The sequence below is a fragment of the Virgibacillus sp. CM-4 genome (assembly GCF_000445495.1).
GTDB lineage: Bacteria > Bacillota > Bacilli > Bacillales > Amphibacillaceae > Virgibacillus > Virgibacillus salexigens.
Genome location: NZ_AUQA01000006.1, coordinates 1,030,906 through 1,053,228 on the forward strand (window position 1 = coordinate 1,030,906; position 22,323 = coordinate 1,053,228).

At 36.8% G+C, this 22,323-nt stretch carries 24 protein-coding genes, 2 pseudogenes and 1 riboswitch; of the genes and pseudogenes, 8 read left to right on the plus strand and 18 right to left on the minus strand.

Annotated features, from left to right (window positions below; translation table 11 throughout):
* Nucleotides 1-4: 4 nt before the first annotated feature.
* The 3 genes from M948_RS0122155 to M948_RS38440 form a co-directional block, all read right to left on the minus strand.
* Entirely contained in the window at nucleotides 5-691 is a 687-nt protein-coding gene (locus tag M948_RS0122155; RefSeq protein WP_021291878.1) for a hypothetical protein, read from the minus strand.
* Nucleotides 692-763: 72 nt separating this feature from the next.
* Nucleotides 764-2,098: an alkaline phosphatase gene (locus M948_RS38435; RefSeq protein ID WP_051170075.1), complete on the minus strand. Its 1,335-nt coding sequence runs from the start codon at nucleotides 2,096-2,098 to the stop codon at nucleotides 764-766.
* A gap of 248 nt (nucleotides 2,099-2,346) precedes the next feature.
* Complete coding sequence (locus M948_RS38440; protein ID WP_021291880.1) at nucleotides 2,347-3,600, minus strand: YeeE/YedE family protein; 1,254 nt, start codon at nucleotides 3,598-3,600, stop codon at nucleotides 2,347-2,349.
* 154 nt (nucleotides 3,601-3,754) lie between these two features.
* On the opposite strand from M948_RS38440, the gene M948_RS43495 reads away from it, so the two are divergent.
* From M948_RS43495 to M948_RS38450, 3 genes are all read left to right on the plus strand, one after another.
* Nucleotides 3,755-3,898: a hypothetical protein gene (locus tag M948_RS43495; protein ID WP_021291881.1), complete on the plus strand. Its 144-nt coding sequence runs from the start codon at nucleotides 3,755-3,757 to the stop codon at nucleotides 3,896-3,898.
* A 221-nt stretch (nucleotides 3,899-4,119) separates the two neighbouring features.
* Nucleotides 4,120-5,169 carry a C45 family autoproteolytic acyltransferase/hydolase gene (locus M948_RS38445; RefSeq protein WP_021291882.1) on the plus strand — a complete coding sequence of 350 codons (1,050 nt, stop codon included), beginning with the start codon at nucleotides 4,120-4,122 and terminating at the stop codon, nucleotides 5,167-5,169.
* Between the two features lie 82 nt (nucleotides 5,170-5,251).
* Entirely contained in the window at nucleotides 5,252-5,779 is a 528-nt protein-coding gene (locus tag M948_RS38450) for a hypothetical protein (RefSeq protein ID WP_021291883.1), read from the plus strand.
* Nucleotides 5,780-5,979: 200 nt separating this feature from the next.
* Here M948_RS38450 and M948_RS38455 read toward each other — a convergent pair whose 3' ends face one another.
* Nucleotides 5,980-6,690 (minus strand): copper homeostasis protein CutC, encoded by a 711-nt coding sequence (locus tag M948_RS38455; RefSeq protein WP_021291884.1) that lies wholly within the window; start codon nucleotides 6,688-6,690, stop codon nucleotides 5,980-5,982.
* Nucleotides 6,691-6,843: 153 nt separating this feature from the next.
* A riboswitch (SAM riboswitch) is annotated at nucleotides 6,844-6,943 on the plus strand.
* Between the two features lie 86 nt (nucleotides 6,944-7,029).
* Between M948_RS38455 and M948_RS38460 the strand changes: the two genes are divergently transcribed.
* From M948_RS38460 to pabB, 3 genes are read left to right on the plus strand one after another with little or no spacing between them, the layout of a single operon-like run.
* A complete protein-coding gene (locus tag M948_RS38460; protein ID WP_021291885.1) occupies nucleotides 7,030-8,142 on the plus strand; it encodes a methionine biosynthesis PLP-dependent protein in 1,113 nt (370 codons plus the stop codon).
* A 56-nt stretch (nucleotides 8,143-8,198) separates the two neighbouring features.
* Nucleotides 8,199-8,819 (plus strand): anthranilate synthase component II, encoded by a 621-nt coding sequence (locus M948_RS38465; RefSeq protein WP_021291886.1) that lies wholly within the window; start codon nucleotides 8,199-8,201, stop codon nucleotides 8,817-8,819.
* Nucleotides 8,820-8,854: 35 nt separating this feature from the next.
* Nucleotides 8,855-10,606 carry an aminodeoxychorismate synthase component I gene (gene pabB, locus M948_RS38470; RefSeq protein WP_021291887.1) on the plus strand — a complete coding sequence of 584 codons (1,752 nt, stop codon included), beginning with the start codon at nucleotides 8,855-8,857 and terminating at the stop codon, nucleotides 10,604-10,606.
* Nucleotides 10,607-10,874: 268 nt separating this feature from the next.
* Here the strand turns inward: pabB and M948_RS38475 are convergent, their stop codons facing one another.
* Entirely contained in the window at nucleotides 10,875-11,693 is an 819-nt protein-coding gene (locus M948_RS38475) for a ZIP family metal transporter (protein ID WP_021291888.1), read from the minus strand.
* 245 nt (nucleotides 11,694-11,938) lie between these two features.
* Between M948_RS38475 and M948_RS38480 the strand changes: the two genes are divergently transcribed.
* On the plus strand, nucleotides 11,939-13,519 hold the full coding sequence (locus tag M948_RS38480) for a catalase (protein ID WP_021291889.1): 1,581 nt from the start codon (nucleotides 11,939-11,941) through the stop codon (nucleotides 13,517-13,519).
* A gap of 33 nt (nucleotides 13,520-13,552) precedes the next feature.
* Here the strand turns inward: M948_RS38480 and M948_RS38485 are convergent, their stop codons facing one another.
* The 10 genes and pseudogenes from M948_RS38485 to M948_RS38530 all read right to left on the minus strand — a co-directional run bounded on the left by M948_RS38485 (nucleotide 13,553) and on the right by M948_RS38530 (nucleotide 19,156).
* The gene (locus M948_RS38485) at nucleotides 13,553-14,338 is read right to left on the minus strand and encodes a sulfite exporter TauE/SafE family protein (protein WP_021291890.1); all 786 of its coding nucleotides are present in this window, start codon (nucleotides 14,336-14,338) and stop codon (nucleotides 13,553-13,555) included.
* A 49-nt stretch (nucleotides 14,339-14,387) separates the two neighbouring features.
* Nucleotides 14,388-14,615 (minus strand): sulfurtransferase TusA family protein, encoded by a 228-nt coding sequence (locus M948_RS38490; protein ID WP_021291891.1) that lies wholly within the window; start codon nucleotides 14,613-14,615, stop codon nucleotides 14,388-14,390.
* 122 nt (nucleotides 14,616-14,737) lie between these two features.
* Entirely contained in the window at nucleotides 14,738-15,868 is a 1,131-nt protein-coding gene (locus M948_RS38495) for an MBL fold metallo-hydrolase (protein WP_021291892.1), read from the minus strand.
* Nucleotides 15,869-16,022: 154 nt separating this feature from the next.
* A complete protein-coding gene (locus M948_RS38500; RefSeq protein WP_021291894.1) occupies nucleotides 16,023-16,595 on the minus strand; it encodes a sulfurtransferase TusA family protein in 573 nt (190 codons plus the stop codon).
* Nucleotides 16,596-16,605: 10 nt separating this feature from the next.
* Nucleotides 16,606-16,905: a rhodanese-like domain-containing protein gene (locus M948_RS38505; protein ID WP_021291895.1), complete on the minus strand. Its 300-nt coding sequence runs from the start codon at nucleotides 16,903-16,905 to the stop codon at nucleotides 16,606-16,608.
* A gap of 60 nt (nucleotides 16,906-16,965) precedes the next feature.
* Complete coding sequence (locus tag M948_RS38510) at nucleotides 16,966-17,445, minus strand: DsrE/DsrF/DrsH-like family protein (protein ID WP_021291896.1); 480 nt, start codon at nucleotides 17,443-17,445, stop codon at nucleotides 16,966-16,968.
* Nucleotides 17,446-17,545: 100 nt separating this feature from the next.
* Nucleotides 17,546-17,805, minus strand: a pseudogene (locus tag M948_RS38515) (metal-sensitive transcriptional regulator).
* A gap of 16 nt (nucleotides 17,806-17,821) precedes the next feature.
* Entirely contained in the window at nucleotides 17,822-18,154 is a 333-nt protein-coding gene (locus M948_RS38520; protein ID WP_021291897.1) for a hypothetical protein, read from the minus strand.
* 83 nt (nucleotides 18,155-18,237) lie between these two features.
* Nucleotides 18,238-18,540 carry a hypothetical protein gene (locus M948_RS38525; protein ID WP_021291898.1) on the minus strand — a complete coding sequence of 101 codons (303 nt, stop codon included), beginning with the start codon at nucleotides 18,538-18,540 and terminating at the stop codon, nucleotides 18,238-18,240.
* Nucleotides 18,530-19,156, minus strand: a complete 627-nt coding sequence (locus M948_RS38530; RefSeq protein WP_021291899.1) for a DUF1361 domain-containing protein — start codon at nucleotides 19,154-19,156, stop codon at nucleotides 18,530-18,532. The genes M948_RS38525 and M948_RS38530 overlap by 11 nt, the downstream gene beginning before the upstream one ends.
* An 86-nt stretch (nucleotides 19,157-19,242) precedes the next feature.
* On the opposite strand from M948_RS38530, the gene M948_RS38535 reads away from it, so the two are divergent.
* Entirely contained in the window at nucleotides 19,243-19,638 is a 396-nt protein-coding gene (locus M948_RS38535) for a TIGR02328 family protein (protein WP_021291900.1), read from the plus strand.
* Nucleotides 19,639-19,675: 37 nt separating this feature from the next.
* Here the strand turns inward: M948_RS38535 and splB are convergent.
* The 3 genes and pseudogenes from splB to M948_RS38550 all read right to left on the minus strand — a co-directional run bounded on the left by splB (nucleotide 19,676) and on the right by M948_RS38550 (nucleotide 22,272).
* Nucleotides 19,676-20,696 (minus strand): annotated as a pseudogene (splB, locus tag M948_RS38540) (spore photoproduct lyase).
* The gene (locus M948_RS38545) at nucleotides 20,689-20,946 is read right to left on the minus strand and encodes a transcriptional regulator SplA domain-containing protein (RefSeq protein ID WP_021291901.1); all 258 of its coding nucleotides are present in this window, start codon (nucleotides 20,944-20,946) and stop codon (nucleotides 20,689-20,691) included. The pseudogene splB and the gene M948_RS38545 overlap by 8 nt, the downstream one beginning before the upstream one ends.
* A 114-nt stretch (nucleotides 20,947-21,060) precedes the next feature.
* Nucleotides 21,061-22,272 carry a DUF819 family protein gene (locus tag M948_RS38550; protein ID WP_021291902.1) on the minus strand — a complete coding sequence of 404 codons (1,212 nt, stop codon included), beginning with the start codon at nucleotides 22,270-22,272 and terminating at the stop codon, nucleotides 21,061-21,063.
* Nucleotides 22,273-22,323: the final 51 nt, after the last annotated feature.

A 22,323-nucleotide genomic window follows, 5' to 3' on the forward strand; every position in this document is an offset into this window, starting at 1 on the left:
GTTACTAAAATTCAATTGTAATTTCTTTTCCTTGTTCAATGGATTGATTTTCCTTATCAAAGACATCGCTGGTGATTAAGGATATAGTTCCAATTTGTTCTATATTTGTCTCTTCTAAAATAAAAGCGAGTTCTCCTGTTTTTTTCTGACCAGCGGAGAGATCTCCATAAAGATTTTGTAAGTAAAAATCATCTTCAAAATCTTTTTTCTCTCCTGCTTCTGTTTCCAATATCGATACAGGTGCAAAATTAACCATTTGATCAGACGTATTTTCAATTGTTACGTACATTTTAATATAGTTAAAATTTTCCTCGTTATGTGTAAAACCATGAAAGTAATCAACTAAATGCATTGCTGGAGAAAAATTCACGACCTTTACATCACGAATACTCATTTGAATAGGCCCTATGCTATGCATCTTTTGATAATCTGTGATTGCTTCAAGCGTAATATTCCCATCTTCGTCTTCAAATTGGTCACCAATCTCATTGAGTGAGCGTGTATCAGGAGCTTGTGGATTATCAACATAATCACGATCATCATTGACCTCTTGAATTGTTCTTTCTTCCTCTTCCATGTCGATTGATTCCGTTTGATTTTGCTTATTTTCAGCCTCTGCATTTTCCTCCTGCTTGGCACATCCGGATAGGATCAAAATAAATGCAAGAACAGCATATAACCCTTTTAACATAGATAGTTAAACCTCCTCATCCGTTAGATAGAAAAGACCCCATATTGTGCATAATGGGGTCTAGAACTACCTTTATTTATGCGGTTTTACGCTCCGAACGTTTTTCAGTATATCAATAACTTTTAAACCGACCTGGTGGTTATCATGTAAACCGATAAATTGATCTGATTGAGGGCCATAAGCATAAACATTGACGTCTACACCATCATGTCCACCAGTAGTCCAACCTGTACCAGAGCGAAGATCAAAAATGCGTTCAATTGCATTGTCAATTTCTGTTGTATCCTCCTCTTCAGCCGCATCTTCTACTGAATCAATTTCTTCTTCGGTTAAATCTAAATCAATATATTCTTCTAAGACATCTTCAACATCTTCACCTTCACTAATTTCAGCTGCCATGTAATCCGGAGTACGCTTCGCTGCTTTCAATGGCGTTGGATCCCATTTATATTCCCCATCGATTCCCATAGTCAATCCACCTGTAGAATGATCTGCAGTTGTAATAACTAATGTATGCTTGTCCTTTTTAGCAAATTCAATTGCCCGTTGATAAGCTTTCTCAAAGTCTTCCATTTCACTCATTGCACCAACAATATCATTATCATGTCCTGCCCAGTCAATTTGGCTTCCCTCTACCATCAGAAAAAAGCCATCTTTATTTTCACTCAATTTGCTTAATGCCGTATCCGTCATTTCTTCCAATGTTGGCTGTTCTTCTGGACGATCGATCGCTTTATCAAGGCCAACAGGGGCGAAAAGTCCAAGAATTTGCTCATTATCATCTTCTAGCATCTCTTCTTTGGTATGAACATAACTAAATCCAGCATCTTCAAATTCCTCTGCTAGATTTCGATCTTCCCTTTCAAAGTAAGATGTTCCACCGCCTAAAATAACATCAACTTTATGCTGGCCATCAATTTTCTCATCGAAATAATCATCTGCGATATCATTATAATTATTACGTGATTCATCATGTGCACCAAAAGATGCAGGGGTTGCGTGATTTACCTGAGATGTAGACACAAGACCAGTACTTTTTCCTCGATCTTTAGCTTCTTCTAATACGGTTTTCACTTCATTCTTTTCCATATCAACAGCAACTGCACCATTATAGGTTTTGATTCCAGAAGATAGGGAAGTGGCTGCTGCTGAAGAATCAGTAATACTTTCTTCTGGATCCCAAGAATACGTTTGCTGCATCCCTACTAAATGTTTATCAAATGCTGTCTCTTCAACATATGGGTCTTTATTGTCTTTGAACGATCGATATGCTGTCGTGTAGGCAGGACCCATTCCATCACCGATCAAAAAAATAACATTTTTCACCTTGCCTTGATTCGACTTATACGACTTAGCTTCAACTTCTAAACTACTTGTAGCAAAGCTTCCGAATACTAAAGTTGTCATAACAGCAACAGATAGTATTTTTTTTCTAGACCCTTTACTAATCAAGATACTTCCTCCTTTACTAATTTTGTCCACCCATATCTTACTGAGAATCTATTAATCTATGATTAAAAGTATATAAAAATAACGTAAAAATTAAAGGGAATTTCTTCCTGGATCAAATTATCCATCTCGAAGAAAGCGCTAACATAGTGGTATGAAAGAAAAAAACTACCGCAAAATAATTTTGCGATAGTTCAATTCTACTTTTAACAAAAGGAGTCCTTAGATTTTGGAACGGATAGTCCAAATAATGGTCGAAGATATAGCGCAATAAATGTCCCAGCTAAGGCGAGTATTCCCCATATATACCCATGTAAGCTAAAGGATGCTATGCCACCAAAATATGCACCAATATTACATCCAAATGCTAATCTTGCACCATATCCCATTAAAAGACCACCAATAATCGATGCAGCTATATTTTTTAGATTTAATTTCGTAAATTTAAATAATCCACCCGCTGCAGAAGCTAGAAAAGCACCGAGGATAACACCTAAATTAAGCACTGTTGTCGAATCTGCAAAGATAGATGATTCTAGTACTTGAGCATTGGCACCTTGCCAATACCCCCAACTGGTAACGTCAACTCCAAAGAATTGAGCTACTTTTGAACCCCAAAGTGCAAATGCTGAGGTAATCCCCCACGGGGCACCACGAGTCATTAATGTTAATGCATTTAAAACTGCTAATACAATTGCCGCAGCAAAGAGTGGCCAAGATCCGCGGAAGATGCGTTTCCACCCTTTCGTTGAAGGTACTGGTGCCATTTTAGGGGCTTTTCGTTTTCGTTCTACAACTAATGTAATCCACGCGATTAAACCAAATAATGCAATGGATACAATCCATGCTCCCCCATATCCAAGTCCAGTTGAGGTTGCTAGAGAAATTGGTTCGAATGATGGTAAGTCTTCTGTCCAAAATGTTAAATGCTTTGCCCCAATTGTCGAGCCAACAATAAAGAACAATAAGGTTACAAACATAACGGAACGTCCACCACCTACAGCATACAGCGTACCTGAGGCACAGCCTCCTCCAAGCTGCATACCAATTCCAAACATAAATGCTCCTACTAAGAGACTTACACCAACTGGTGATACGTATCCAGCTACTTCTCCTCCGAAGAAGGAATATCCAAACGCTAATATAGGCGCAAATAATGTTACCGCTACTGCCAACATAAGCATATGGGAACGAAGTGCTTGCCCATTTCCTACCGACATAAATCTCCTAAAAGCAGAAGTAAAACCAAAACGCGCATGGAACAGTGTATATCCAAGCAAGAGCCCAATTACTAAGAGCAAAGGTTGAGCAACTTGCTGTGTAACTAGTAAATAGATTAACAGAAGTGCTGCTACAACTAATCCGCCAATAATTAATGGCGTCTGTGATTTATTTAACCCCGTATTGTCTTTAGGGATTGGATCTTTTACTTCATTGATCGGTTGAACCTTTGTTGTCATCCAAAACATCCTTTTCTGATAAAATTAGTCAGATTTATTTTTCTATCATAACTGGTGTTACGTTTTGTGTCAACAAAAGAATTCAAGCCGTATTTGCATAGCTTTTTTTTATTCGGACATGCTATACCTATTCTTAACTTTAGGAGGTTTTGGTATGTCTGAGGAAAATAAGAATCGAAACAAAGATAAAGGTAAACAAAATAATCGAAATAAGCATAATAAACAACGTGGTGATGTTGAATTTGCAAGTGAGAATGAATTTAATAATAAGACGAATGAACAAAAGCGTAAAGATTAATATTTATCACCTGTTTTCTATGTAAGTTGAACAAGTTGTCGAGTACAGTTTAATAGGCTCGGCAACTTTTTTGTATTCTATTGACAAACAAGCAACTCCATGATAAGCAAAGCTCACCTTTTGTCATTCAATAAGCATATTCATATCCTTATTCTTTATAATAAAGTAAACTCAAGGTGTTTCATTCAATTAACCATACTATCTTTTTAAAGGAGACTGTAATGAAACAAGTATATAGTGATGTTATTCAATTTCGCGGATCACACTATGATTACGGTGTTTACCAAGGGAAATTGCTTAAGCAATCTCCCATTTTGCACAATCGTAAAATCCAATGGGAATCCCAAAAATTTCGGCATTTTATTGTTGATATAAATACGGTTAAACAAATGTTACATCATTTCGCCCCTGGTATTTGGGAGGAATTAAAAGGTCTAGCAGATGCTTTATCAATGAAAATGGAAGATGCGATCCAAGATTTTGGAGGCTATTATTTAGAATACGGCAGGAGTGGCTGCTCCATATACACGGGTTCTCATTATCTGGTTCGAAATTATGATAACGACCCTTCTTCTTATGAAGGACGATACGCTATCTACCAGCCTACAGATCATGGCTTTGCTACAATTGGGCCGACAATGCAAATTACAGGAAGAACAGATGGAATGAATGAGAAAGGACTTGCAATGGGGTATAACTTTATAAACCGTAAAAAATCACAAGATGGTTTCCTATGTAATATGATTGGTAGAATCGTATTAGAAAATTGCGCAACGATCGGAGATGCGATCTCGTTACTAAAAGAAATTCCCCATCGCCATTCATTTAGTTATTGTGTCATTGACCGCAACAGGCAATCAATTATTATTGAAGCATCACCTCGGTCAATCGCTCTGCAAAAATCCAATATATGTACCAACCATTTTGAACAACTAACGGATGAAAACCGATATCGTATGGATGATTCTTCCCAAAGGTATCAAGCAATACAAACGCTTCAAGCTGATGCAATAAAACCTTATCATGCTTTCCGAATGTTAAACGATACCGATAAAGGAGTTTTTTCCAAAAAGTATGGTGCTTGGGCGGGAACATTGCATACCGCTATGTACTTTCCAGAGGTAAGAAAAGCATGGTTTGCTTTAGGTGGAGATCGCAAACCACTCATTTTTAATTTAGAAAATTGGGTGCAAGGAGCTGATATACATGCGAAGCAATTGAAAGGTCAATTAGAAACTACACACGCATTTGTCAATATGGATTACTTATAAATCCTCCTATCAAGGTCGAATATATTGTTCTAAACAACATAATGTATAAAGATACCTATCTAATAAGGAGAGGTGATTCTATATGAATCAGTTACCCGTAATCGACCTTGGATTAATGACTGAACACTTGACTGCTCATAAAGGTGCGTTACATAAGTTACAAGACTATAATAACTTGGCAACAGATCAAATATTAAAAGATATACTTGTAATGCAATCCTCTGTGTTATACAATCATGTGCTAGTTATGTTAGCTTTAATTAACCCTTACCAAACGCAACTAGTGGAACTGCCCCCTTTACCAAGTGAAGCCGATGTTATTTCTCAAAAATTACATGCTATGTCGCCCACAGCTTTGAATGAAACGAATCAATGGATCGCTATGGAATCACATACTTCTGCTAAAAACATGTCAAATACAAATTATTTGTCTGCATTAATGATGAAAAATGATAATGTACGACATATACATGTCCAGATGGCGCTACAGCAACTTACCATTCAGGATAACTATGAAGAATACATGAGACAGATGGGGTGGTCGTTCTTCCCAGTAGCTTCGTTTGAAGAACAGCTCAAATCCTATAACTACTTCCTACAATTATTTTAGAAGTAAACGGGAGAGAAAAAGCATCTAGCTAAAAAATCGACTGTACCTTGTTCGTAAAATCAAAGCAAATAAAATAGGCATGACTCCTATGAACACCAAGAACCCGAGGATCCTTCACCTTAGCAGCAGATGTTCCACGAAGTACATGGCCTATTTCCGATATATAGAATAGAATGTTTATTCCGCTTTAATAATTAATTTTAGTTCCTCTCTTGTTTATATGAACTATTTAATACATTAACAACTTTTTTAAAGTTTAACGGATCAAATGAATGCTTGAAATCTCCCTTTATTCTTAAAGACCTGCCAAAATGATATTGACCTGCTTGTACTTGCTTATGAATAGGTTCCAGATTAGAAGGTGTCAAGCCTCCCCCTGGCATGATTTCAGGACCTTGTAATTGGTTTGCAAGGTTAACTAATGATTCCAAATTATTTTGACCGGCTTGGCAATTTTCCTTTCCACCAGATGTTAAAATTCTTTTTACATGTTGTTTATATTGGGTTAATGTGTAATAGGCGTTCACTTGATCTTCGACTTCATCAAATGCACGATGAAAGGTAATATCTATATTCGGTGCTGCTTGTATTATTTGATCTAGAATTGCAGTATTGATTTTATAATCAGCTGTTACAGCCCCAAACACGATTCTTAATCCCCCTAGTTTAGCAAGCTGTCTTATATCTTCGATGATAATCTCTAAATCAGAAGAGGTATAATTAAAATGATAGCTATGCGGGCGGATCATAATTTGAACTGGAATAGATACGTTCTTTAGTACGTGTTTGATTGTACCATAACTGGGTGTCAAACCACCTTCACTTATAGCTGTTACGAGTTCTAATCGATTAGCACCAAAATTTTCAGCATGTATTGCTTCCTCACCGTTTTGAACAATCACTTCTAACATCAATCTCTCCAACCTTTTCTAAGTATATTTGAAAAATAGCAATCCCTTTTCCTCTGTTATCTTATCATGATTCTTATTCCTAATAAATGCTACAAGCAACCTTGACAATTGCATTAAACCCATGTAATCTATTTTCAACAATTATATACTGTATTCTTATCCAGAGAGGTGGAGGGACTGGCCCTTTGAAGCCTCGGCAGCAGACTTTTAGTACTGTGCCAATTCCAGATGCAGCATAGCATAAAGATAAGAAGAGTTAAATCTATTGTACTGCAAAAACCCTCTTCTTAATCCGTGAGAAGAGGGTTTTTATTTGTTGAAATGAAGGGATGATTATACATGAAAAAAAGAAGTATAGAAACGGAGTTAGTACAATTGGGGAACAAAAGCGACGAAAAAACAGGAGCAGTAAATCCTCCGCTTTACCTATCTACAGCATACCAGCATCAAGGTCTAGGTCAATCAACAGGTTATGATTATACAAGAACAAAAAACCCTACTCGATCCTTACTGGAAGAAGGCATAGCAAACTTAGAATCAGGTGATCATGGTTACGCCTGTAGTTCTGGTATGGCTGCAATTCAATTAGTATTTTCATTGTTTCGTGCTGGTGATGAATTACTAGTATTGGATGATGTTTACGGCGGAACTTATCGGTTGTTACAGCATTATGCAGAAGCTTACGATATTAAAACAACGTATACAAATTTAAAAGATGATACGGAAACTAAACAACGGATTTCACAAAAGACGAAAGCAATTTTTATCGAAACACCCACTAACCCTCTAATGCAAGAAATGGACATCGCGCATATTGCAAAAGTTGCACAACAATTCAACTTATTATTCATTGTTGATAATACTTTTTATACGCCATTATTACAACGTCCTCTTGAGCTAGGAGCGGATATTGTTATTCATAGTGCAACCAAGTATATTGGAGGGCATAACGATGTGTTAGCTGGTTTAGTGATCGCAAAAGGGAAAGACCTATGTGAAAAACTCGCTAATTTCCATAATGCCTCAGGGGCAGTACTATCCCCTTTCGATTCTTGGTTACTGATAAGGGGGTTAAAAACATTAGCTTTACGTATTGAAAAACAGGAATCAAATGCCAAAGCAATGGTTTCCTTTTTAGAAGAACATCCAATGATTAATGATGTCTTATACCCTGGAAAAGGTGGTATGTTATCCTTCCGGCTTCACAATAGTGCGTGGGTTGATCACTTCTTGCAACAGCTTCAATTAATTATATTCGCGGAAAGTTTAGGAGGAGTAGAAAGCTTTATTACATACCCTGCGACCCAAACCCATGCAGATATTCCAAAAGAAGAACGGATAAAACGAGGTATTGACGATCGCCTATTGCGTTTTTCTGTTGGTATTGAACAAGCAGACGAACTTATTGAAGATTTGCAGCAAGCACTTTATGCTGTACAAGCTTATGCGTAATTAGCTAAATCTGCTATAATACCTTTAAAGTAGTAAATAAGAGAGTAGGAACAACTATGATTCTCGTCATCGATAATTATGACTCATTTACATTTAACCTTGTTCAATATGTAAAACAACTTGATCATCAAGTAAAAGTTATACGAAATGATGCCATTACAATAGAAGAGATTAGACAATTACAGCCTTCAGCAATTCTCCTTTCACCTGGACCAGGAACACCAGATAATGCAGGGATTTGTTTAGACCTTGTACATTTTTTACATCAAGAGATCCCGATTATCGGGATTTGCTTAGGTCATCAAATTATTGCGCAAGCTTTTGGAGCAGCGATTCAAAAAGCGCAGCAACCGATGCACGGAAAGGTATCAGAGCTTTATCATGATAATCAAGGGATATTTACAAATTTAAATAATCCGCTTCGGGTTACTAGATACCATTCATTAATTGTCAATGATATCTCCCTCCCTAATTGTTTTGATATCAGTGCTACAACAATGGATGGTGAAATCATGGCTATTCGGCATAAACAATATTCGATTGAAGGCATACAAGCTCATCCAGAATCTATTCTGTCTGATCAAGGCTTATTATTATTGCAAAATTTTTTCGTAACGCATTCGCAAACATCCACATATCTGTCAGAAAAAATTGTTGCTAATACCTTGCAACCCTGATATAAACATAGATTGTATAAAAAGGAAGATACTACATGCAACCAAATAAAACCCAACCGTTCCTATTATTTGATTTTTTAACCGATTCCAGTAAGAAACATCCTTTACTATTCAAAGACCCAATAGCCATTATTGAAACTTCTACAGATACAGAGGTTATGTCTGCTTTACAATCTGTCCAAGCATATGTAGACGCTGGATATTATGCAGCTGGTTATCTTTCCTATGAAGCAGCACCTGCATTTGAATCAGCATTTCATGTGCATCAAACGTATAACATGCCATTGTTATGGTTTGGAATATTTAATAAACCTGTAGAGCAACCTGTAATAGAGACAGGAAATTACTTTATCGACGAATGGCAACCGACTACATCCGTTGAGGAATACCAAACTAACATAACCAAAATTAAAAACCATATTGAAGATGGGGGAACATATCAAGTAAACTATACCATCCGCTTAAAGAGTAACTTCTATGGTGATTCACTTGGCTACTATCAGCAGTTGAAACAAGCACAATCTGCCAATTACTCCGCATATTTAAACATTGGTTCGCATTCCATTTTATCTTCTTCACCAGAACTATTCTTTCATTTAAAGGATGGAAAAATCACAACAAAACCAATGAAGGGAACGATCAGAAGAGGGAGATCGCAGAAAGAAGATGCTGAACTAGCAAATTGGCTTCATCATTCTGAGAAAAATCGTGCAGAAAATGTAATGATCGTAGACTTACTGCGTAATGATCTAGGTGCCATTGCTAAACCTGGAAGTGTACAGGTACCACAGTTATTTACCATTGAACGGTACCCAACTGTTCTGCAAATGACCTCAACTGTTACTGCTATGGTAGAAGATGATATTGATATTGTTCCTATTTTCCAAGCGTTATTTCCATGTGGATCCATTACCGGAGCTCCAAAGATTAATACAACTAAAATAATTCATGACGTAGAATCCTCTTCACGAGATGTTTATTGTGGCACGATTGGTTATATTACCCCGGAGAAAGAAGCTGTATTTAATGTACCAATTCGTACTGTGCTAATAGATAATTCAACTGGGGATGCTACATATGGTGTCGGTGGTGGAATTACTTGGGATTCTAATTCAGAAGATGAATATGAAGAAACACTTACAAAAGCTCTTTTCTTGCAAAAACAAGAATCTACGTTTGAATTACTTGAGACGATAAAATTATCGAATGGAACGTTCTTTTTATTAGATTATCATTTAGCTCGGATTCAATCCTCCGCTGCCTATTTTAACTTTACACTTGATATCAATGAATTAACCCAACAATTACAAAATATTGCTCAGACACATCTAAATGGAAGCTATAAAATACGCGTGCGCGTATCAAAAAACGGAGCCATCCTAATTGAAAACCAAATATTTTCACAAGACCATTCGAATCTAATAACATATGCAACTTTAGCAGATTCTCCTATTAATAATCAGGATATTTTCTATTATCATAAAACGACGAATCGTTCGATGTACCATGACTTTTTATCCAAACAACCTCAGGTATCTGACGTTTTATTATGGAATGATCAGAGAGAATTAACTGAATTTACAATTGGAAATTTAGTAGTTGAAATGAAAGGTATGTTTTATACCCCTCCTATTGAGTGTGGATTATTAGCGGGGACGTTTCGACAGAAGCTATTGGATGAAGGAGTAATAAAAGAGAAAGTGCTTCACTTGGAGGAACTGTCACAAATAAGCAACATATGGATGATTAATAGTGTCAGGCAATGGGTTCCAGTTCAGATGATATAAAAATGTCTGGAAAGAATAGCTCTAACCTGTTAAATAATACGGCATGCTTTCTATGGGCTAGGTAGTAGTAGTAATTAACGCTTTTTGTTTCCGCAGCAGCAGTTCATGTACTATGCTTCATGGCCAATGCTTCCCTTTCCTTGAGGTAATCACCACCATAAAAAAACAATAATAATCCAAACTACTATCCGAATATAACTATGTATATGCAGATAATCGTTTGGATTATTATTTAGCTAAATTACTGTGTTGTCTCTCTTTTATGTCCCTATCCAAGTGCGACATCTAGTATCATCATGATGGTAAACCCGACCATTAAACTCATAGATGCAAGATCTTTATTACCTTCTTCTTGTGATCCTGGAATAACTTCTTCAGCAACAACAAATATCATCGCACCCGCAGCAAAACTTAATGCATATGGTAATAATGGCTGAATAAATGTAACTGCAACAGCTCCAATAATACCGGCTATTGGTTCTACCATACCGGAAAACTGCCCATACATAAAACTTTTTCGTCGAGACATTCCTTCTCTCCGCAGTGGCATTGATACCGCAAGCCCTTCAGGAAAGTTTTGTATCCCAATACCAATAGCTAATGCGATTGCTCCCGCCATGGTAGAAGTAGACAAATCTTGTGCAATTGCACCAAAGGCAACACCTACCGCTAATCCTTCTGGGATATTATGTAATGTTATTGCTAAAACTAACAAAGTACTACGTTTCTTCCTTGTTGCATGTATTCCTTCCGCTTCTTTCATTGGAGATGTCGGATGCAGATGCGGCAGTATCTTATCAATTCCCCACAGAAATATGCCACCAAGCATAAACCCAACAGCAGCTGGGATCCACGGTACTGTCCCGCTCTCTTCTGCCATATCCAATGCTGGAGAAAGCAGTGACCAAAAACTTGCTGCTATCATGACACCGCCAGCGAATCCAAGCATACTATCTAATAATCGTTGATTAAAATTTTTTGTTGTAAAAACCAAAGCAGCACCAAGTGCAGTCATTCCCCAAGTGAATAGCGTTGCAACAGCTGCCTGTGCCACTGGATGCAAAGATAAGAAATATTCCACTATCATCTACGCTCCTTTTTCAATACCCATTATATGCTATTAATTATTACCATTTAACCTTTTTCGGTTACAAACATAGCTTACTCCTAGTAACAAGTAATTTTCAAGTGGATGAACGCAATTTCTAGAAACTTGATTCATGATATGCTAACTGTTACCTTCCTATTGTTTGTCCATACATAATTAAATTGAGATCTACATAAATAATACCGTATGGCACGAAGTTCAAACAGATACATGGAGGTAACGGTATGCATGAACATCATGAAGAAACACCTCAAACACAAGCTGAGAGAAATAACTCGAATCATACATCGCCTAACGCAAAAATCTGGATCAATGAAACAGCTTCAGCTCACGCTGAAGAAAAATCAAGCGGACAAAAAATACCTGGCAATAAAAAAACAGAAAACCGTAAAACAACTCCTCAACAACCACTACTGAAGCAAACCAAGAAAAATGAATCAGCAGATAATCGGGATCACTTAAAGTGGGCAGAAGATATACCTGCCGAATTACATTCACAAACCGTCGGTAAACAGGGACCTGTCTTAGAACAAGATAATATTTTACATGAAACATTGGAATCATTTGTGCACGAAAAAATTATCGAAAGACCAGTACATGTTAAAGGATTTGGAGCATTTGGTTATTTTGAAACGATGCATCCTATGTCTGCGTATACCAAGCTGCCATTCTTACAAAAATCAGGGATAAAAGTTCCAGTTGCTGTTCGATTTTCGCTTGCTGTAAGCACAAAAGGTACACCAGATACATCCCGTAATGTACGCGGATTTTCCACAAAGTTTTATACAGATGAAGGTATATTTGATTTAATCTGTAATCACATTCCTGTATTCTCTGTACGAGATGCTATCCGTTTCCCAGAATCCATCAAGGCTTTCTTACCCTCCCCTAAAAATAATCTCATCGATCCTGAAAGATTCTGGAGTTTCGTCGCGAGAGCTCCTGAATCCATACATTTTGTTGTACGAATCTATTCTGATGCAGGAACAGTGAAAAGCTTTCGTCATATACCTGGTCATAGCGTAAATACGTACGTATGGAGAAATGCCCAGGGAGTTCGTCGTTTCTTGAAATACCATTGGATTCCTTTTGAGGGAGTAGAGTATATAAATAGCCAGGAAGCAACAAAATTAGCTGGAGAAAAACCAGATATTGCTGGAGAAGATTTGTACAATACGCTCGCTGCCGGGAAGACCGTTCAATATGGATTATACGTTCAACTTATGGATCCTGATGACACTGCTAACCTCAGCTTTGATCCACTAGATGATACCAAGGTTTGGAATGAACAAGAATACCCATTACTACCTATTGGAAAAATGGTCTTAAATCGTAATCCAGATAATTATATGGAACAAGTGGAAAAAATTTCTTTTTCTCCTTCCAATCTCCTAGAAGGAGCAGAATTATCGGATGATAAAATGTTACAAGGACGCGCTAATATCTATTGGGACTCGCAACGTAGACGAATTGGACCTAACTTCCGAGATGTACCGGTCAATCATCAGAAGGATTGGTGGCCAGGCAATCTTATTACAAGTGGCAAGGGAAGATATGTAGAGGGGAAACTCGTAAGGTCGGATATTCTGAAGCAAGATGATTTTTCTCAAGCTGGTGATTATTATCAATCGCTTTCTGCAATACAGCAAGAGCATTTAGTAAACAATTTGGCTGCTGATCTTGCTGGTATATCTTTTTCTACTAGAAGAATTGTTTTGAACTATCTATCTAAAGCTTCTCCTGAATTAGAAAATCGAGTGAATAGACAAATACACATGCAATCAAAAAGGCCCTTTGAAGAATAAAGGGTCTTTCCAATAATAAATAGATTGATAGTTTCACAGTAAAATATCCAACCAAATCTTAATTGCTGTTCCTAAAATCAGCAATGCAAGGAACCATTGCAATAATTTTGTATTTACTTTTTTCCCAAGATTAGCTCCTAATGGGGAAGCAATTAAACTTGCAACAATCATAATAATCGCTGGTATAAATAAAACCTGACCGGTTAATAGTTTTCCTGTTGTTGCTCCTATCGATGAAATGAATGTGACAGCTAGTGAAGTTGCTATTGTCATCCGAGTTGGTATTTTAAGCACAAGGAGCATAATTGGAACCAAAATAAAGGCGCCAGCAGCACCAACAATCCCCGCTCCTATTCCAACAAACAAAGCAAGCAATGCTGCCAGCCATTTGTTAAATATAACTTGGTCCATCGGAATGTCATCGATCCCTTTCTTCGGTACAAACATCATGATAGCTGCAAGTGTCGCAAGCACACCATAAATTAAATTAACCCCACTATCAGGCAAAAATTGTGATCCGTATCCACCTATAAAGCTGCCAATTAAAATGCTTATCCCCATATAAAGAATCAGTGATACATTTAAATACCCACCTTTACGATATGCCCATACACCACCTATCGTAGCAAATAATACTTGTACCGCACTGATTCCGGCTACTTCATGTGCCGTAAATGCCGTTAGTCCTACGAATCCAGGGATATATAAAAGCATCGGATATTTAATGATTGAGCCTCCAATACCAACCATTCCCGAAATAAATGAACCGATAAAGCCAATGAGAAAAATAGTTATCATAAATAATAGACTATATTCCATTCTTTTCTCCCCCCTTAACATATAAGGGGCTCACCTAAGTGAGCCGCCCTTATCCTTTTTTTATCCAAAATTTTAATACCGCATCTTCTTCTGTGTCTTGTAATAATTCATGACCACCTGCTTTTGCCCAAGCAGTTAAATCACTTTTTGCACCTTGATCTGTTGCATGAACCTCTAATACATCACCAACATTCAATTCTTGCATTGCTTTCTTTGTTCGAACAATTGGCATTGGGCATGCCAAATCTTTTGCATCTAATATTTTAGTTGACTCCATCTTTATTTCCTCCTTTAAATTATCTATCATAGCACTCATTGTAAGACCTTCACTTCAATTTGAGTATATGAAGGAGCTTCGCTTAGTTTGTATATACCTCGACAGTGGTAAAAATTTTCATTTTAGCCTTCTACCGCACAACGGTTAGGACCTGTCTCCATTTCTTTCTGTTTTTCATGCTCGGGATTGATTTTCCCCATGTTTGTTTCTCGAATAGCCTGATAATCATTCGGCTGTGGCGGTAGATTTTCTGTAACCATTTTACGGAAGTCATTTTCATTCTCCACTTGTAAACCGGTATTCTTTTCATAAAGATCTCCTAGACGGGCACTTACTTGTCCACCTTTCCCTAATTCTTCTGCAAAAGTATAATGGGCGGGTAATGCAATTAATTCTTTTGATAGGTCTTTATATCTTGAGTAAAGTGTTTCACGTAAATCCCCAACCCAGTCTTCTGCGAATCCTGCGAGATCCGGCCGACCAATTGATTTCACGAATAAAATATCTCCAGTTAATAGGTAAGCATCATCGATAATAAATGAGGTACTTCCTATTGTATGACCCGGTGAATATACAGGCTGAACACTTACTTGGGTATTGCCAACCATAATATCATTGCCTTCTTGAAGAGGTTGATAATTAAATGTAACCTCCGTTGCGTCTTTTGGAGGTAGATAATAAGATCCTGCTGTCTCTTCAGCTAACTTTCTTCCTCCTGATATATGATCCGCATGCAAATGGGTATCAAGTACGTGTTTAATTTGTACCCCTTTTTCTTCAGCAAATCTTATATATACATCGATCATTCTAGCAGGGTCAATTACTGCTGCTTCTCCATTCGATTCTACAAAATAAGAAAGGCAGCCTTTACCGAGACGTACAAATTGATATAATTCTCCGCCATCCTTTAGATCGGCAATTTTAACTGGCTCTAAGTGTTCACTCCAGGCTTTCATACCACCTTCTAAACTATACACATTCGTAAATCCTGCTTCTTCTAAAAGATCAGCAATCATTTCTGATGAACCCCCCTTCGCACAGACAACAATAATTTCCTTGTCTTTATCTAATTTATCACCGATGGATTCAACACCATCTAATAAATTAAAATAAGGTTCGTTAATGATTTCAACATTGCCACCTTCAATTTTCCAATCATCAAACTCCTCTGTATTCCGAACATCTAAAATCGTCGTTTCTTCATAATTAATGATTTTTTCAGCTAACTCTGTTGTTGACATGGTTTGTGCCATGTTTATCTCCCTCCTACTTCAAATGATAATGAGATATTGGCAGCTTTGGCATAATCAATAATTGATGCTGCAGTGCCATTTAAATACTTTATAAGCATCAAACAGGACTTCCATTTGCTGCTATTATTGCTGTGATTGACATCATTTATGCTTCCTATTTTTGTTCTTCAACAGTACCCTCCCAAGCGTTCATCCCAGGTACGACATTCGTTACATGGTCATATCCCTCTTCGCTTAATTTTTTAGCAGCTAAATCACTTCGATTCCCTGTACGACATATGACATATATCTGTTCATTCTTATTTAATTCATCCATCCGATCAGATAGTTCACCCAAAGGAATATTAATAGCATCTGGGATATGACCGAATGCAAATTCAGCGGGTTCTCGAACATCAAGAATAACCACGGATGCATGGCCATCTAATTTTTGCTGTAAATGATCAAGATTGACTACCTTCTGATGGTTATTTTCTCCTCGAGACTCAACGTCGCTCGCTTTACGCAAGTAATGTTTTAAACCATCTTCTTCTTCGACCGTACCTAAATAGTGATGACCTGTACTTTCTGCCCAAGCTTCAATATCAGCTGTCGAGCCTTTGTCTGTTGCTTGAACTTCAATTACATGACCGGGTTCCAAATCCTTAATTGCTTTTTTTGTTTTCACAATTGGCATGGGGCAAGCCAGTCCTTTAGCATCTAGTACTTTATTTGCTTGTATACTCATTTTGGGCCTCCTATTTTTCTACTTCTTCTTTCCAATCCAACATGCCACCAGCAACATTTGTCACCTTATAACCCTTTTCTGCTAAAAATGCAGCAGCTTTCGCACTTCTACCACCGGAGCGACAGACCATATACTGATGCTCTGCTAAATCTAGTTCATTTAGCCGATCAGGTATTTCCCCTAATTTAATGTGTGTTGCACCAGGAATCTTCCCTTCGGCTACCTCTTCATTTTCACGAACATCAATAATGCTTAGCTTTTCTCCACTATTTAGCTTTTTAGCTAATTCATCGGTTGTAATTTCATTCATCATATTTCCTCCTAACTTCCATCAACATATACCTGTATAGGTATAATATAAAACAAAAAATTATATAAAAAGATTTACATTACCATCTTCTGCATCCCCAATATAGGCAGCAACCCCTCCATACGTTATGTCGTCAAGTAATTCTTCCTTTTGGAGTCCAAGTAAATCCATCGTCATTGTACAAGCTATTAATTTTACGTTTTGCTCCTGAGCCATTTCAACAAGCTGAGGGAGTGGCATGGCATGGTGCTTCTTCATGACGCTTTTAATCATTTTTGGTCCCATTCCCAAATAGTTCATTTTTGACAATCCCATTTTATCAGTTCCTTTGGGCATCATTTTTCCAAACATGCTTTCTAAAAAACCTTTTTTAACTGGTGCTTGATTTTCTTTCCGCAGCGCATTAAGCCCCCAAAAAGTATGAAAAATTGTCACCTCGTGATCGTAAGCAGCAGCACCATTTGCAATAATATAAGCTGCCATAGCTTTGTCATAATCGCCGCTAAATAATACAATTGTCGTTTTCTTGGTTTCTGTCATTTTGAATCCTCCTCCATTATACAGTTACCCCTATGGGTATTATAATTTGTTTTAAAAATAGGGTTATACAACCCATTTTCATCCTATTGTAGTTCATTTATTATCTGCTTTTGACAAGAAGTTCAACTGCTTCTTGAATAAGCGCCTCCGAACTTTCTCCACTCTCTTTTCATCTCTTATACATTGTTCGAGATTTTTACTGACAACCAGCGCAGCTGTTCGATCAATCGCACTTCTGACCGCTGACATCTGCGTTACAATCTCCCGACAATCTTTCTCATCTTCCATCATTTTAATCAAACCATTAACTTGCCCTTGCATTCGTTTCAATCTGTTTTTAAGATGATCATCATATTTCATAAGCCACTCTCCTTGTCTATTTTTTTAAATGATAACCAATAATATGCTTGCCTTTCTTCCGTAGAATCCGAGAACTCAAATTTTTATCTACATGATCTTTGGCAACAATAATTAAATTGCAATTGGGCAAATCATTATAATGTCGATGCAAGTATGGAATTGGGAGACAGCAAGCATCATCGATCTTATCTTGTGATGAAATTTGATAATCCCTTGTATCAACAATTGTATATGAAACGCTATTCGATAACGGATGAAGGTTTATTTTCTGAATGCCAAATACAGGTATATATCTTCTATACAAAAAGAAAATGAACAGACTAACAATAATAATTAGAGCTACGTACATATTGCCCTCCTTGAATAGTAACTACAACCATATAATATACCCCTATAGGTATATTGTCAACTGTTAATAACTCACTTTTTCTATTATGGAGTAACATATCCACCAAATAAAGCAAAAAGCACTAAATATTGAGCCAAAACGAAGAGATAGGCTTTTCGTAATTGCTTCCTTTCTTTTCCTGTTAATTGACCAAAATCATTATCTACCTGTTTTTCAATGTAACAAATCTGGTAGATATAAAGATTCATGCCAAGGGGAAGCATCATTCCAATGAAAAACCATAACTTCGAATGTTGTTGTTGGTAAAGTATATAGGTAATATAACATTGTGATACAAATAAAAGAATAAATCCTGTAGTAAGATATAATTGTAGATCATTTATCATGTGCTTCACCTGTTCCATCCAAAAAAAGCCAACAAATTAGGAATTGCAATATACTCATCCAACTAATAAAAAGTACAGCTGAAAAATCAATCGCTTCTATGAAACGTACGATTAGAGTTACTGGTTCGGTAAAGAGATGAATAGAATGGAAGCGTAAGAATCTGCCAATAAAGACACCTATGCTTGATAAAAGTATAAATACGAAGAATAACCATTTTGCACTTGTGATATCATTACTGTAAAAGTAAACTTGTTTTATCATATTTACATAATAATATATCGCTAAAATTACCCCCGAAACCAAAATCGTGAAGTTCCACCACTCATTTAATTGTAGTCCCTCCTTAAAATCGAATGCAAACACATTTAAATGAATCAAATCGGTTACGACATAAATGGCATTTGGTGAGAGCAAAAGAAACACAATAAAAAACAAAACACTCATTGGAATTTCCCGTTTGTTTTGTACGTGAAATAGCCTCAATAAAAAGGATAACTCAAGTGCAGCAAAAGCTAAGAACAAATTCAAGATCATAAACGAGTAAGATGTATCAAACACTATTAATAAACCAATATATATAAAGAAACTTATACGCGCTTTCGTTCGTTCATTCATATAAATACTCCTTACTAATCGTAGCATTTCTATATTCACCTATATTACAATGTAAAGAAATAAATCGCAAAAAAGGAAGGATGACCATGCGACTTTGGCACGAAAAATTAATACCTGTATTACCAAGACAACAATTATTAGGCCAGCATCGTGAGTGTTGTGCACTACGAGGAAATGGCTGGGGAAAGAAACATTCTATTGTAAATTATGTATTCAATTATTCTCCGTATCGACTTTACCTCTATCATCAGCATATTATGGATGAAATGAAAGAACGAGGTTATCATGTAGATTCACTTTGGGAAGATCCCTATTATCGCGGAAAAATTAGTGAACCGCATTCAAGCGAAACACTTTATATGCATGATCATAGGTATTCAATTCATGAATTTCCTTTTTATCCAGAACATAATGAAGCTTATTTACAAACCTGTTTGGAAAACTTGCATGAGAAGGGAATTGTAGTTGATAGTAACGAGTGAAATTGCCCGATACTCTAAGATGTATCGGGCAATTTTATTACGTAAAATATTCAATTTTGGAATTGGGAAAATACCGATTAATATATCCACCAAGTGTATCTTTTATATCTTCCTGTTCATTATCTTTATATACGTATTTCCCAATTCCGTACCTGCCCCATTTCCACTTCCGCTTTGATTCATCTAATTCCAATTTGGTCATTGGGTAATTCTCTTGAATAACTCGCTTAGCTGGCTTCGTAAAGCGATGTTGAATCATTTCAAACGTAAGATCTTTCTTTGCCTTTTCTGACAAAGCAGCTTCTAGCTTTTCAAACATCTCATGATATCCTTGTTTCCAACCTTCATGTAAATTAAATTGGTGCTACAATAAACCCTAGCGGGTAACCTGCCTCAGCCACCTTAACAGCTGCCTCAATTCGCTCATTCAACCTTGATGTTCCAGGCTCAAAATATTTAATAATATAGTCATCATTAATACTAAAACGGAAACGTGTTCGACCATTATGCTCTGCATCTAATAAATGATCAACATGAGCAAACTTCGTTACAAATCGTAAGCGTCCGTGTTCTGATTTTCCAAAGTATTCAATAGCATGTTTTAATGTATGCGTTAAATGATCTACACCAACAATATCTGATGTACACGAAGCCTCAAAACGTGTAATTTCCGGAGCTCGTTCACTCATATATTGTTCTGCAGCATCAAATATCTCATCCACATTAACATAAGAACGATTGCTTCCCATTGTTGTTTGCAGATAACAGTAGTGGCAATGGCCCATACAACCAGTAGCAAATGGAATAGCATATTCAGCAGATGGCTTTGAAGTATCGAACTTTAATGTTTTTCGAAGCCCAAGAACCAATGTTGATTTAGCAACCCGGTATTTTTGAAAATGATTATCTCCAGGCAAATTCCGAACTTGATTATGCGAAGTCGTTTCTCTAATTTCGATCCCCATGTCTTCAAATTTAGTAATTAATTTTTTTCCGTGCGGATAATCTAAAGCTTTTGGTTCTACATATACGAGTTGCGGCACAAAAGGCTTAACCATGATAATCCTCTTGCTCCGGCAATCCAAATGCGGCTTGATATGCCTCTTCAGCTTCATCAGCAGTTTTATAGACAGCCACTTCATCCGTTAGCGGGTAATATGTTTCATATAAAAATAACGCTAAATCTTGTGGTTGTTCAGGATTTTCGACTACAGCTGCTTGTTGGACCTGCGCTACACCTTGTGCATGTGGGTTTCGAATAATAACGTAAACAACCTCACCTGGTTGAAACGTATCATTGATATCCATAAAATCACCTTACTTCCTGATTGTTTACCCTCATTATGCTCAAGTATGACTACTTTATAACTTAAAATAAGAAACATACCATCAATGTTTAACTAGACCAGTTTGTCATTGCAACTATTGTAAGAAGTAATACACCATACTTCCTAAATAATTTCCAATTACATACCCTAATGTTCCAACTAACATAATTGGTACAATTAACTTCGTCCAGCCTTTAGCGATAGCAAAAGCAGCTGCTGTGGTTGGTCCACCTATGTTTGCATTGCTTGCAACGATCATTTCTTCTAAGCTAAATTTGAAAAGCTTACCTATCGTAAATGTAACCAACATGTTAAACAAAACCATAATAGCTAAAAACAATAGTAACAATGGTGCATTGCTGATTAACAATGGCAGAGATGCTGGTACCCCAATGACAACAAAGAAAATATAAATGAAGTAGGTACCAAGTTCTTGTGCTCCATGTATTCGCTCGAAGAAACGATTAAAAACGGTTACAACAATTACAGTAATTGTCGTTAACAACAAATAGCCATCTCCAAATAAGCCGTTTAACAAATTAAACAAGAAATGAACTTCTTCTCCAGCAGGAATCAATCCATCTATTACTTCTGCAAGTTTAAATGAAATTGCAACGAGAGCAAAAGCCGAGCCAATTGCAAAGGCAATATCTTTAAGTGATATATCCTTTCTTTTCCAATACTCCCCAACATTCCCCTTTGTTTGTTTTGTTTTCTGTTCCATCTCATCAATATATGGTGTTGGATAGTTTCTCCGAAAAAAAGCTAACGTAGGCATTAAAATCAAAACAAAAAAATAAAGTGCCATTAATATATTATCCGCCACAATTGCAGATGAAGCCAATTCTCCCGGAACATTCAATTTTGCCGATAGCGCTGCAAAATTAACACCACCACCTGTATAGGAGCCTGTTTCCATACCAGTAACTTTTGCTGCCTCAGGTATCCATTGATGCATCGAAAAATAAGCTATAAAACCACCTATCACTGTGCCAATGGAACTAATTAAGAATAGCATGAGTAACTTCCCACTTTCGTTCCAAATCTTTTTTAAATTTGCTTGAAAAAGTAATAACGGAATTGCGAGCGGAATGACATAATTCCAAACCGTATCATATGCTGGAGCTTGGCTAGGGATTACGTTAAGATTAACTAAAATCATCGCACCAACAAGAGCAATAATAGCTCCTGTTATCTTAGACGCCCATTGATAGGTTTGCTCTAAGTAAATACTTACGGCAGCCCATCCTGCCATAAATGCCCATAATAACCATGTATCCTCTGAACTAATAATAGAAGTAATCATTTATTTTCCCCCTTTTCTGTATTAATTGTACTAAAATTCAAATAATATTAG